The sequence below is a fragment of the Microbacterium paraoxydans genome (assembly GCF_020524545.1).
GTDB classification, from domain to species: Bacteria; Actinomycetota; Actinomycetes; order Actinomycetales; family Microbacteriaceae; genus Microbacterium; species Microbacterium paraoxydans_C.
Map to the genome: position 1 here is coordinate 169,583 of NZ_JAIVLG010000003.1, position 12,509 is coordinate 182,091.

11 protein-coding genes are annotated in these 12,509 nt (G+C 68.9%); 6 read left to right on the top strand and 5 right to left on the bottom strand.

Annotated features, from left to right (window positions below):
• Positions 1 to 50 precede the first annotated feature (50 nt).
• The 3 genes from LC041_RS08885 to LC041_RS08895 all read left to right on the top strand — a co-directional run bounded on the left by LC041_RS08885 (position 51) and on the right by LC041_RS08895 (position 4,716).
• The gene (locus LC041_RS08885; RefSeq protein ID WP_226532748.1) at positions 51 to 1,034 is read left to right on the top strand and encodes an aldo/keto reductase; all 984 of its coding nucleotides are present in this window, start codon (positions 51 to 53) and stop codon (positions 1,032 to 1,034) included.
• Positions 1,035 to 1,115: 81 nt separating this feature from the next.
• A complete protein-coding gene (locus LC041_RS08890) occupies positions 1,116 to 1,913 on the top strand; it encodes a PP2C family protein-serine/threonine phosphatase (protein WP_226532749.1) in 798 nt (265 codons plus the stop codon).
• A 58-nt stretch (positions 1,914 to 1,971) separates the two neighbouring features.
• Positions 1,972 to 4,716 carry an FtsK/SpoIIIE domain-containing protein gene (locus LC041_RS08895; protein WP_226532750.1) on the top strand — a complete coding sequence of 915 codons (2,745 nt, stop codon included), beginning with the start codon at positions 1,972 to 1,974 and terminating at the stop codon, positions 4,714 to 4,716.
• Between the two features lie 42 nt (positions 4,717 to 4,758).
• On the opposite strand, the gene LC041_RS08900 is transcribed toward LC041_RS08895, so the two are convergent.
• Positions 4,759 to 5,754 carry an asparaginase gene (locus tag LC041_RS08900; RefSeq protein WP_226532751.1) on the bottom strand — a complete coding sequence of 332 codons (996 nt, stop codon included), beginning with the start codon at positions 5,752 to 5,754 and terminating at the stop codon, positions 4,759 to 4,761.
• A 67-nt stretch (positions 5,755 to 5,821) separates the two neighbouring features.
• Here LC041_RS08900 and LC041_RS08905 point away from each other — a divergent pair, with 67 nt between their 5' ends.
• Positions 5,822 to 6,316, top strand: coding sequence for an OsmC family protein (locus tag LC041_RS08905; RefSeq protein WP_226532752.1), 495 nt, complete (start codon positions 5,822 to 5,824; stop codon positions 6,314 to 6,316).
• A 16-nt stretch (positions 6,317 to 6,332) separates the two neighbouring features.
• Here LC041_RS08905 and LC041_RS08910 read toward each other — a convergent pair whose 3' ends face one another.
• Positions 6,333 to 7,130: a lysophospholipid acyltransferase family protein gene (locus LC041_RS08910; RefSeq protein ID WP_226532753.1), complete on the bottom strand. Its 798-nt coding sequence runs from the start codon at positions 7,128 to 7,130 to the stop codon at positions 6,333 to 6,335.
• A gap of 93 nt (positions 7,131 to 7,223) precedes the next feature.
• Here LC041_RS08910 and LC041_RS08915 point away from each other — a divergent pair, with 93 nt between their 5' ends.
• Together LC041_RS08915 and dxr are read left to right on the top strand one after the other, a co-directional pair.
• Positions 7,224 to 8,207: an FKBP-type peptidyl-prolyl cis-trans isomerase gene (locus LC041_RS08915; RefSeq protein ID WP_226532754.1), complete on the top strand. Its 984-nt coding sequence runs from the start codon at positions 7,224 to 7,226 to the stop codon at positions 8,205 to 8,207.
• A 37-nt stretch (positions 8,208 to 8,244) separates the two neighbouring features.
• Positions 8,245 to 9,327: a 1-deoxy-D-xylulose-5-phosphate reductoisomerase gene (dxr, locus tag LC041_RS08920; protein WP_226532755.1), complete on the top strand. Its 1,083-nt coding sequence runs from the start codon at positions 8,245 to 8,247 to the stop codon at positions 9,325 to 9,327.
• A gap of 37 nt (positions 9,328 to 9,364) precedes the next feature.
• Here dxr and LC041_RS08925 read toward each other — a convergent pair whose 3' ends face one another.
• The 3 genes from LC041_RS08925 to LC041_RS08935 form a co-directional block, all read right to left on the bottom strand.
• Complete coding sequence (locus tag LC041_RS08925; protein ID WP_226532756.1) at positions 9,365 to 10,987, bottom strand: Mur ligase family protein; 1,623 nt, start codon at positions 10,985 to 10,987, stop codon at positions 9,365 to 9,367.
• A gap of 96 nt (positions 10,988 to 11,083) precedes the next feature.
• Positions 11,084 to 11,761, bottom strand: coding sequence for a YcnI family copper-binding membrane protein (locus tag LC041_RS08930; protein ID WP_226532757.1), 678 nt, complete (start codon positions 11,759 to 11,761; stop codon positions 11,084 to 11,086).
• A 109-nt stretch (positions 11,762 to 11,870) separates the two neighbouring features.
• Positions 11,871 to 12,455 carry a hypothetical protein gene (locus tag LC041_RS08935; RefSeq protein ID WP_226532758.1) on the bottom strand — a complete coding sequence of 195 codons (585 nt, stop codon included), beginning with the start codon at positions 12,453 to 12,455 and terminating at the stop codon, positions 11,871 to 11,873.
• Positions 12,456 to 12,509: the final 54 nt, after the last annotated feature.

A 12,509-nucleotide genomic window follows, 5' to 3' on the forward strand; every position in this document is an offset into this window, starting at 1 on the left:
TGTGCTGTGTGCGTTGGTCTCCTGGTTCCAGCGGACGCTAACGTGGAGACATGGTCTTGACGCAGCGCCGAGTCGGCGCATCCGGTCTTCTCGTCTCTGCCACCGGTCTCGGCTGCAACAACTTCGGGCGTGCGGGGACGGCCACCGAGACTCTTGCCGGTACGCGAGAGGTGATCGACGCGGCGCTCGCGAACGGAATCACGTTCTTCGACACGGCTGACATGTATGGTGCGGTGGCCGGCGCGAGCGAGACCCTCATGGGTGAAGCGCTCGAAGGGCGGCGCGATCGTGTCGTGCTCGCGACCAAGTTCGGCCACGAACGCGACATGGGGTACGAGTTCCCCGCAGCACGCGGCTCTCGTCGGTACATCCGTCGCGCCGTCGAGGAGTCCCTGCGTCGCCTGCGCACCGACTGGATCGATCTCTACCAATTGCATCTGCCTGATCGGGAAACGCCGATCGCGGAGACCACGGACGCGCTCGACGAGCTCGTACGCGAGGGGAAGATCCGCTACTTCGGACACTCGAACTTTCGTGGCTGGGAGATAGCCGAGGCGGAGTTCACCTCCCGTGCGCGGTCGTCCGGAAGGTTCGTCTCCGCGCAGAACCACTACTCTCTGCTGGCCCGCGCCGCCGAGCGCGAAGTCCTTCCGGCCGTCGCGCGGTACGAACTGGGCTTCTTCCCCTATTTCCCTCTGCACAACGGTCTCCTCACCGGGAAGTTCACGCGCGACGGCGGGCCCGCATCGAGCAGGATCATGTCCGCGCGAAGGCACGTCTGGGAAGACGCGCCCTGGGAGGCACTCGAGACCTTCCGGGGCTTCTGCGAAGAACGCGGCATCACCATGTTGCAGGCAGCCTTCGGGTGGCTTCTCGCGAACCCGGCGGTGTCCAGCGTCATCGCCGGCGCGACATCTGCGGAGCAGATCGAAGCGAACGCGGCCGCTGGCGATGCGTGGCGTCCGGATGCCTCGGATCTCGAGATCATCGACCGGCTGTTCCCGCTGCCCGCCGACCCGGGCGCACGAGTGTGATCGCAGCGCGGGGGAGTTCTACTACGATGTGTGAGTATCCTGCGGTCGCCCGATCCGTCGCAGGCCCATCGGAGGCAGTACGTGGCTGAGACGAAGACGCATCGCGTCACGGTTGCGCAGCGCCCGCTGCTCCTGTCGTGGGCAGGGGCCACCGATCTCGGTCGCCGCCGCGAGATCAATCAGGACGCGTTTCTCGCCGAGTTCCCACTTTTCATCGTGGCGGACGGCATGGGCGGGCACGCCGGCGGGGAGATCGCGAGCAGCAGCACGGTCGCCCGGCTCCAGGCCGTGGTCGCTGCAGGAGAGGTCAACGGCCCTGCGATCGAGAAAGCACTCGAGCTGGCCGTGGGCGATATCGCCGAGCATCCGGAGACGACCGATGAGGGCACCGGGACGACGCTCACGGGTGTCTTCCTCGTCGGCGACGGCGAGGATGCGCATTGGGTCGCGCTGAACATCGGGGACTCGCGCGTGTACCTGCTCCGGGACGATCGTCTCGTGCAGGTGACGACGGATCACTCCGTCGTCCAGGAGCTGATCGCGGCCGGCAAGCTCAGCCCCGAGGAGGCTGAAGGTCACCCCTACAGCAACGTGATCACACGGGCCGTGGGGGCGAGCGAACTCACGCCACCGGACTACGTCAGCGTCGACGTGCGCGCGGGCGATCGGTTCGTGATCTGCTCCGATGGGCTCACGAAGGAGCTCACCGACTACGGCATCCAGCACTTCCTGCGGGAGAACAGCGATCCGGCCGCAGGCGTGGACGCCATGCTCGCGGCTGCCCTGGAAAACGGCGGACGAGACAACGTGACGCTCATCATCGTGCAGATCGAGGAAGACGACGACTCGTCCTCCCCAGGTGAGGACACGACGGAATAGTCGCTCGGCGCTGTGGAGAGCGCCCTCGGTCGGCGGGCCATGCGGTCCACTGGGTGGCATGAACTCTCTGCCGATCGTGCTCCCCGCCGCCGCCCCGCCGTCTCGTCGCGCACCATTGCCGTTCCTGGCGGCAGCGGTCCCGGTGATCGGGGGCGTGCTCCTGTGGGTCATAACCGGATCGGTGTTCGCGCTCTGCTTCGCGGCACTCGGTCCACTCATGATGGGTGCGTCGTTCCTCGATGCTGCCCGAACCCGCCGTCGCGAAAGACGTCGGGCCGAGGCGGACGCGGAGCGAGACTGGGCCGTGGCCGAAGGAGAGCTGATCCGCCGCCACCGCGCTGAGCGTGACGCACTGTGGCTCCGTCTGCCCGACGCCTCCGTCTGCCTCACGCAACCACCTCTCCGCGGTGCAGAGCCGCCCGATGCCGAGACCTCGCTCGTCGTGGGTGCCGGCAGCGTCGCGAGCGGAGTCGGTTGCAGTGGGGGCGACGACAGCCGCAGCCGGGACTTCCGCCGGCGTTCCGGCCTCCTCGAAGACGCTCCGACCGTGGTTCCACTCGGTGGCGGCGTCTGTATTCGCGGCGCGCGACCGGTGATCCTCGCAGTCGCACGGGCACTGGTGGTACAACTCGGCCTGCGCTTCAGCGCCGCCCAGCTGTCGTTGGTCGGGACGGCTCTCGACGAATGCGGCCTCGACGCCATGCCACACGCGCGACGTTCTCGTCGCAGCGGCTTTCGACTCGGCGTCGGGACGCACGAGTCCGGCCGCGTGGACGCGGACTCTCTGATCTGGCTCACCCCCGCTGACGCCGAGGTGCCTGAAGGGATCACCACTGTGATCGACGTCGTCGAACCGGGGCAGGCGAGGCTCCGCACGCCGAACGGGACATCGACGTTGGCTGTCGAGTGCCTGTCGTTCGCCCAAGCGGCTCAGGTCGCAGAAGAGCATGCCGCGCTGGGCGACGGCGCCGAAGTGCTCCCCGAGGTGTTGTCTCTGCACGAGCTCGAGCAGCCGCCCCTGGGCGAAGGTCTGGCTGCGGTGGTCGGACGGAGCGCCTACGGGGACGTGATGATCGACATCGTCGAGGACGGCCCGCATGCCATCGTCACCGGCACGACCGGCACGGGCAAGAGCGAGCTCCTGGTCAGCTGGGTCACGGCGCTCGCTGCGCACCACGGCCCCGACCGGGTGACGTTCCTCCTGGCCGACTTCAAGGGCGGCACAGCCTTCGAACCGCTGCGGGCGCTGCGACAGGTCGCGGCCGTGATCACGGATCTCGACGACGAAGGTGCACGGCGTGGAGTCTCCAGTCTCACCGCAGAGCTCCGCCGGCGGGAGGCTCTCCTGGCGGCTGCCGGAGCCCGGGACGTGCGTGACGTCGGGATACCGCGGTTGGTCATCGTCGTGGACGAGTTCGCGGCGCTTCTGGCCGAGCACCCCGACCTCGGGGCGGTGTTCATCGATGTGGCAGCCCGAGGTCGGGCCTTGGGAATGCACCTCATCCTCGGTACGCAGCGTGCGACCGGGGTGGTTCGAGACGCACTTGCCGCCAACTGTCCGCTTCGCCTCAGCTTGCGGGTGGCGGACGCCGCCGACAGCAGGGCGATGATCGGAACGGATGCCGCAGCCGAGCTTCCTGGAGGAGCGGCTTCCCGTGGCGTCGGGCTCGTACGGCGTCCTGCGGATTCGGAGCCGATCGCCATGCGTGTCGCGCTCACCGGCGCGGCGGAGCTGCGAGGCATCGGGGTGCGCTGGGCGGAAGCGGCGCCTCCACGCAGCCCCTGGCTCCCGGCGCTTCCCTCGTGTCTTCCGCTCGGCGATCTGCTCAGGGCGCCAGATCATGCCCCGGGGGACGCGCTCATCCTCGGCCGCGCTGACGAGCCGGCGCAGCAGGTGCAGCCGCTGGAGACCCTGCGCTGCGGGCAGGAGCGGGGGCTGGTGCTCCTCGGGGCACCGGGATCGGGACGGACTACGGCCCTGCGGGTCCTCGCGGCTCAGCGATCCGACTCGGATACGGTGTGGGTACCGCGAGACCTCGAGGCAGCATGGGACCTCATCGACATATGGACCTGCGGGAACGAGCGCGTCCCCTCGCTCGTTCTCTGCGACGATCTCGACACGCTCGTGTCGGACTTCCCGCCGGAGTACGGCCAGCAGTTCGCTCACCGCTGGGAACGCCTGCTCCGAGCCGGCTCAGGGACGACGTTCGTGGTGACCGCGGGCCGATCGACGGGAGCACTCGGACGTGTGCTCGACACGCTGCCCCGCCGCGCATTGCTGCGCACGGCGACTCGCGTCGAACACCTCGCGGCCGGGGGCGAGGCAGCTGCCTTCCTTCGCGACCGCGGGCCAGGTCGTGCGAGTATCGGCGATCGTGAGGTCCAGCTCGCCTGGCTCGACGACGCAGTGGGGGAGCCGATCTACCCGCGTTCGCAGGCGACGTGGTCGCCGTCGTGCCCCGTCACGGCGATCGTCAGCGCCGGGGCCAGGGCGACTGCAGCTCGGCTGCGCGATGCGCACGCAGGCTTCGAGGTCGTTCTCGTCGGTGCGGAGCCGACTTTGTCGGACAGCAACCGAATTCTTGTGGCCGATGCCGAGACCTGGCAACGCAACTGGTCTTCGTGGCAGCGCATCCGCGCCGAAGGAGAGGTCGTGATCCGAGCGGAGCAGCAGGCCGATCTGCGGCAGCTGGCCGGGGTCCGCGAACTCCCACCGTACGCGCGGGCGCACGCAGGACGGGCCTGGACCGTGCGAGGAGCCGAGTCGCCGCGCAGAGCGATCCTGTCGGAGCTGATGCCGTGAGATCAGCGCAGCCCGGCTGCGCGGGCGCCGACCGTCCGCGCGTCAGATAAGCGTGCTCGGGCGAAGGGCGCCGACGATCGATCCCCCGCCGGAGACGCCGAGGGGCAGAGACTCCGCGAGCGTCGCGACGTCAGTGTCGTTCAGGGCGCCTGCGCGGGCGAGGAGCGTCGCGGCCACGATCGTCGTCGCGCGGCTCGCTCCGTCCAGCACCTTCAACGCCACGGTCGTGCCGTTCGGGGCGACCATCACCATCACACCCTCGGCGCCGAACTTGGCGAACACTCCGAGCGTCTCGATGGCGATCGTGTCCGGCCGTCCTGGCCCCTCGATCGCCCAGGGGTTCTCCCGGACGGCGCGCACCAGAGAGCCCGCCACCCGGTGGAGGGCGAACGGCGATCGGTCGGACGCCGTGCCGATGCGATGGATCGAACGCGCCAGGCCTGTGAGTGTGATCGCGTAGACGGGCGCGCCGCATCCGTCTATCGCTGTGTGTGCAACCTTCTCGCCCGTGAGGCGCTCGACGACATCGCGGATGTGCGTTTGCAGGGGATGAGCGGGGTCGAGGTATCCGTCGGTCGGCCAACCGGTCGCCACGCAGGCACGCAGCATCGCGGCGTGCTTTCCCGAGCAGGGCATCCGCACGCGCGAGGGTTCACCGTGCTCGCGGACGAGCTCGTCCCGGCTGGCAGAGTCTGTCGGCCACGATGCCGGGCAGCCGAGGTGATCCTCGGTCAGCCCGTCTGCGGTGAGGATGTCGCGCACCACCGAGGCGTGTCGGTCGGTGCCGATATGGCTGGCGGTGGAGATCGCGAGCTGCTCGCCGTCCAAGACGGCACCGGCGGTGATGCAGGCAACGGCCTGCAGAGGCTTGAGGCTCGAACGGGGGAGGACCAGAGCATCGGTGTTGCCGTGGCGGGCGACGACGTCACCGTCGGAAGACAACACGACCGCAGCTCCGATGTGACGTGATTCGACGAACCCGCTCCGCTCGACGACGGCGAGTTCCACGGAATCCTGAACGGTGAGAGTCTCCAGCACCCGTCAACTCTATCGCCGGACCTCCGGTGGCTCAGCCGATGTGGGACGAAGCTGGCAGACTGGCGGCATGGCAGAGTCGACTCCCCGCGTTCTCGGTGAACACCACTACGCGCTCACGGCGACGTGGACCGGTAACCGCGGAACCGGCACATCCGGCTACCGCGACTACCGCCGCGACGTGACGATCGAAGTCAGCGGTAAGCCGGAGCTTCTGGCCTCGGCAGACAAGCCCTTCCGCGGAGACCCGTCGCGGTGGAACCCGGAAGATCTGCTGCTCGCGTCCCTCTCCGAGTGCCACCTGCTTTCCTACCTGCACGCGTGCGTGACGCTCGGCGTCGTCGTCGTGTCATACAGGGACGAGGCGAGCGGCATGATGCGTGAGGACGGGAAGGGGGGAGGTGCCTTCGCAGAGGTGATGCTCCGCCCCGACGTGGTCGTCGCGGAGGCATCGATGATCGAAGCTGCTGAGCGCGCCCACGAGTTGGCCAACCAATGGTGTTTCATCGCCAACTCGATGAACTTCCCCGTGCGCCACCAGGCGACGATCAGAACGCCCGCGTAGCGCGGCGGCCGCGTCGTCAGCGACGCTCGTGGGGGAGCGCCTGCTTGATCTTCTCGATGGTGCCCTGGGCCGGTGCCTCGTTGTAGGTTCCTGCAAGCTCCTGGCCGGAGAGCCCATGGATCGCAGCCATGATCTCGTCGGTGGCGCCGCGACGGGCTCGACCGCTCGTCGCGGGACCGTGCGGTGACAGATCGAGGGGTTCGCCGAAGCGCACCGTGATGCGCTCAGAGAGCGTCGGAATCTTGGCGCCCACGGGCATCACCTTGTCCGTGCCGATCAGCCCCACCGGGACCACGGGAGCACCCGTCTGCAGGGCGAGGAACGCGACGCCGGTTCGTCCCTTGTACAGTCGGCCGTCAGTGGAGCGAGTGCCCTCCGGGTACAGCGCCACCGCGAGGCCTTCGTCGAGGAGCTGCCGCTGAAGATCCAACGCGTCCAATGCTGCTTGGCCGGCTCCGCGTCGCACCGGGATCGCTCCGATCGACTCGAAGAACGTCTTGCTCATCCATCCCTGGAACCCGGTGCCCTCGAAGTATGCGGACTTCGCCAGGAAGTGCACGGGACGCGGCGCGGCGACGGGGATCGCGATCGAGTCGATGAAGGAGAGGTGATTGCTCGCGAAGATGACGGGGCCGGTCAGCGGCACGTGATCGCGGCCTTCGATCCGCGGTCGGTACACGAGTCGGGCCAGCGGGGTGATGAGGCTACGGCCGAGCGTGTACGCGAAGCCGGCATGGCGCGGTTTCACAGTCTCTGCGGGCGAGGATCCCTCTGCGGGCGAGGATTCGGGCTCGACGGACTGCTCAGAGGTCATCAGAGCAGGTTACTCCCGGATCCATGCCGGCGTGGGAATGAAGAGTTTCGCCGCGCCTCCCAGCCGGGGCAAAGGGGTATGGGGGAGGATAGGGTGTCCCGCCCGCGATCCCGAGGTCTCACTGTGCGCAAGCGTCCGCTCATCGTCCTGTCCACCGTCGCCGCGGCGACCCTGCTGCTGGCGGGCTGTTCCGGTAGCTCCGCGCCGTCGAGTTCCGGCACGCCGAGCCCCTCGGCCTCGAGTGCGTGTGCTCTGGACGCGCAGCCGGGAGAGACCTCTGATGCCGTCGTCGTCGAGGGAGAGGGCGCAGACACCACGGTGACCGTCCCGTCGGATGCGGCCTTCGCGGGTGTCGAGCGCACGGTCGTCTCGGCAGGCGACGGGGACGACGTGTTCGTCAACGACCTCGTCTCCGTCGAGTACCAGATCGTGGATGCGACCACCAACGAGGTGCTTGATTCCTCCGCGCGTGGTGAGGGCGGGGTACTGCCTGTCCTCCTCGACACCAACCAGTCCTCGCTCTTCGTCGCCGCGCTCGAGTGCGAGCCCCTCGGCTCGCGCATCGTGCTCTCGCTGCCCGGCAGCGCGCTGGGCGAGGGCGCGAACAACGTGGTCGTCTACGCGCAGGCCGTCGAGCAGCTCCCCGAAGTCGCCGACGGAACTCCCGTCGACCCGACTCCCGGCATGCCGACGGTCACGCTCGACGACGATGGCAAGCCGTCGATCGAGATCCCGGAGGGCGACGCGCCGGCCGAGACCGAGGTCGCCGTCCTCAAGCAGGGCGACGGAGCGACCGTCGCGTCCGGTGACCTCGTCGTCGTGCAGTACCTGGGCGTCAAGTGGTCGGACGGCGAGGAATTCGACTCCAGCTGGAGCCGCGACGCTGTCCCGGCTCAGTTCCAGACCACCGGCGTGGTCGCCGGCTTCCAGAAGGCGCTCGAAGGGCAGAAGGTCGGCTCGCAGGTGATCGTCGTGATGCCGCCGTCGGATGGGTACGGCGCGAGTGAGGGCCACGAGCTCCAGAAGGAGAGCCTCGTCTTCGTCGTCGACATCCTCGCCACCACTCCTGTCCAGTAGCGCGGGCGGTACCCGGGACGTGTCCTAGGCTGGCGTCATGCGTCGCATCATCGTCCTCGGCTCCACCGGTTCCATCGGCACCCAGGCGCTGGATGTCATCCGCGCCAACCCTCGGAGATTCGAACTGGTCGGTCTCGCGGCGGGGTCCAACCGCGAGATGCTGGAGGCGCAAGCCGAGGAGTTCCGGGTCGAGCACACCGCGCTCGGCGCCGCCGACGCTGAGCAGCTCGTGCGCGATGTCGAGGCCGACGTCGTCCTCAACGCGATCACCGGCTCGATCGGTCTCGGTTCGACGCTCGCCGCGCTGAAGGCCGGTCGCACGCTCGCCTTGGCGAACAAGGAGTCCTTGATCGTCGGCGGTGACCTGGTGCTGGCCGCCGCCGCACCTGGGCAGATCGTCCCCGTCGACTCCGAGCACTCAGCTCTGGCACAGGCGCTCCTCGCGGGCACCCATGCCGAGGTCCGGCGCCTCGTGGTGACTGCATCCGGTGGTCCATTCCGTGGACGGTCCCGCGCCGAGTTGACCGAGGTCACCCCGGCGCAGGCGCTCGCGCACCCGACCTGGGACATGGGGCGCATGGTCACGACGAACTCGGCGACCCTGGTGAACAAGGGGCTCGAGGTGATCGAGGCGCACCTGCTCTTCGATATCGCCTACGACGACATCGAGGTCGTCGTGCATCCGCAATCGATCGTGCACTCGATGGTCGAGTTCATCGACGGCTCGACCATCGCGCAGGCGTCGCCGCCCGACATGCGCCTGCCGATCTCGCTGGGGTTGGACTGGCCGCATCGCGTCGGAGGAGTCGGACGGCCGCTGGATTGGACGCAGGCGACGTCATGGAGCTTCGAACCGCTCGATAGAGAGGCGTTTCCCTCGGTCGCGCTGGCGAAGGCGGTCGGTCGCGCTGGCGGGACGTTCCCCGCGGTCTACAACGCGGCCAACGAGCAAGCTGTCGATGCCTTCCACGAGGGGCGATTGCCCTTCCTTGGCATCGTCGACACGATCGCCGGTGTCATCGACGCCCATGACGCTCCTGATGCCTTGACCGTCGAGACGCTCTCAGCGGCGGAGTCCTGGGCGCGCGAGACGGCAGATCGGATGATCGAGGCAGGCTGAGAGCGGAGTCGGAGCGGCCTTCACCGCTCCGACGGCGTCAATCCTCGTCGGGGTAGGGCACGGGCCAGCGCGGCTCGGGAACAGGCCATCCAGCCGCGCGCAACGCGCGACGGGCGAGTTCACGAGCGGAGTAGGGTGTGCGGACGCCGCGGATGTCGCGGTAGTCCTGGTGGCCAGGTCCGGCCCAGAGGATCGCGTCGCCGTCGCCGACCAGTCCGACGGCGGTGATGATCGCGTTCTCCGGTGGTGAGGCTTCGTGGATCTCGGCGTCGGGCCGTGCCCGGCGCGCGCCGGCGATGAGCGTGGCGCGGATGGAGGCGGGATCCTCGAACCGAGGGTGGTGGTCGGTCACCACGAGGATGTCGCTGCCTTCCACCGCGGTGCGCGCCATGTCGAACCGTTTGCTCGCGTCGCGATCTCCGTCGGCGCCGAACAGCATCAATACTCGCCCCGGGGTGACGCGGCGGACAGCGGCGAGCGTCTTCTCGAACGCATCGGGGGAGTGTCCGAAGTCGACGAACACCGCGGGGCCCCGCTCGCCGGAGACGAGCTGTGTGCGGCCGGGGAGATAGGCGCGGATGCCGTCGTCCTGGGTGAGCGCCGTGACGATCCGGTCCCACGCGTAACCGCCCTCCAGGAGCATGACGATCGCGAGCGCGGCGTTCGCGGCCATGTGCGGTCCGATGACGGGAACCGTCGTGGTGAGGGAGCCTGCCGGTCCGGTCATGGTGAACGTGGTGCCGGCAGCTCGCTCGTCATCGATCACGACGACCCAGTCCGCCGCGGAGGCAGCAGCGGGATCGGCTGCGATCGACGGCGTTCCGACGGTCACCACGGGGATCTCCGCGCGCTCGACCACGATCGCACCGGAAGGCGAGTCCAGGCAGATGACACCGCGCTTCGCGCGATCGGGGCGGAACAGCGGCAGCTTGGCCTCGAAGTACTCCTCCATGTCGGCGTAGTCGTCGAGGTGATCGTGGCTGAGGTTGGTGAAGCCCGCGACGTCGAAACGAAGGCCGTCGACGCGGTGCCGCGACAGCGCCTGTGCGCTGACCTCGACGGCCACCGCTTCGACTTCTCGTTCTCGCATGAGCGCGAGGAGGGCATGCATCTCGGATGCTTCGGGGGTCGTCAGGCGGGAGACGATGACCTCCCCGGCGATGTGGCGCTCGGCGGTGGAGGAGAGACCGGTCACGACCCCGAGCTGGTCGAGGATCCCCTCGAGAAGGTGGGAGACACTCGTCTTCCCGTTGGTCCCCGTCGTGGCGAACAGCAAGGGCAGCGGATCCTCGGCGCCCGTGCCGTACACCCAGGCGCTCAGGTCACCGAGGACGGCGCGGGGATCGTCGACCACGATGATCGGCAGCCCCGCGGAATCTGCGATGGCCGCGCCCGGCTCGTCCGTGATGACGGCCACGGCTCCCTTCTCGGCAGCGGCGAGTGCGAACTCCGCGCCATGACGGTTGACTCCCTGAATCGCCACGAACGCCTCACCCGGACGAAGATCCGCCGTGGCCAAGGTGATGCCGGAGAGAGTGATCCCGTCGATGTCGCCGCGCACGGAGCGGGCGAAACGGGAAGCGAGTTCGGACAGCTCACGCCGGGGCGGGTTCGCGGGGCGGAGCACGGGAGGCAGGCTCGGTTGTTGTTCAATCGACATGTCGCTTCCATGATCTCACGGCGGCGCTGCGAACCCTCGTACGGCACGACTCCCCGCGCACCCGGAATCGCGGCGCGCGAGGAGTCGTGCGTGGCGTCAGGCCTTGCGGCGGTAAGCGAGGACGGCGACGACGAGCGCGGCGACACCGGCCACGAGCCCGCCGGTGCCGAGGGCGATTCCCACCGGGTCGCCCGCGACGGCCGGGCCGTTGTCCTCCGCGGCCTCGGCAGCGTCGTGCTCGTCGTGACCAGACGCTGCGGCCTCCGTGACGGACACGACCGGTGCCGGTGCGTCGAGACTGTGGGGGTCCTCCCCGTTCCCGGCGAGCTGCGTCCACTCGGTCGACCCCTCGACGCACTCCTGCACGACGGGGAACGCCAGGGTGTCGGGGGTGCTCTCGTCGAGTCCGACCGACATGCTCACCGCACCGCGAAGGTCGTTCGGTACCGGTGCGATCGCGGTGTAGGTCACGGCGCTGACGAGGCCGTCATCCCCGCGCTCCACATCGATGTCCCAGTCGCCGTCCATCGTCGGCGCCACGGAGGCGAGGCCCTCGGGCATGGTGATGCGCAGAGCCGTGGTCGGGGAATTGTCGCAGCCGTGCGAGAAGGAGAAGGTCAGGACGCCGTGATCGCCGGCGACGAGTTCATCGGGACTGACTCCCACGTGGGCGCTGGCCATGGCCGGAACGGCGAGGGCGAGGAGCGCGCCGCCGAGGAGGCCGGTGGTGGCGATGACGGTGCGGCGCGTGCGGAAGGGGGTGTTGCGGGACATGGTGTATCTCCTGGTGCTCGAAGCGCGGGCGCGCCGGACGGCGCGCATCCGCGTAAGGTGATGCCGCTCGGGAACGAGCAGCCGGCTCCGTGCGACGGATCGGTGCAGATCAGCCGCTGGTGAGGGCGGGTGGACCCCGCCGCGTCACGGCAGCCGCGAACGCGACTTCGAGAACAGGATGATCGAGAGAGCGCAGCCCCGGAGGCATGCGGTGATCGGTCGGTGCCGCGGTGACGGTGTGCCGGAGAAGGGCCTCGAACCACCGGGCCACTGCGCGCACGACGGTCTCACCGTGCCAGATCAGGAGTGTGGTGAGGACGGCGGCGACGACATGCGCTGCGAGCATCGGAGCACCGGAGGATGACGCGGACGGCGCGGAGACCAGCAGCGCGAGATCGATGTGGTGGACGTGGCCGAGGACGCCGGGGGAGGAGGCCGCGACTGGTGAGCCCAGCGCCTGGAAAAGCACGTGGAAGACCGCCTGAGCGAGCAGGACGGCCGCCGCGACCCGACCGCGCGAGGGGCGGGCACCGACGAGCAGAGCAGAGAGAGGCGTGAGGAGGGTGGCCACCGCGAGGATCAGCAGCGGATGCGGCGCGGTTCCTCCACCGAGCGTGTGTGAGACACCGGCGATCAACGTCGCGATCGAAGAGACCGCAGCAGCGCGTACGAGTCGCAGCTGCCGGGCATTCACGCTCACAGCCTAGTCGCGACGGGCACGCCGGGCGGATTCCTAGCTCGGGGCAGT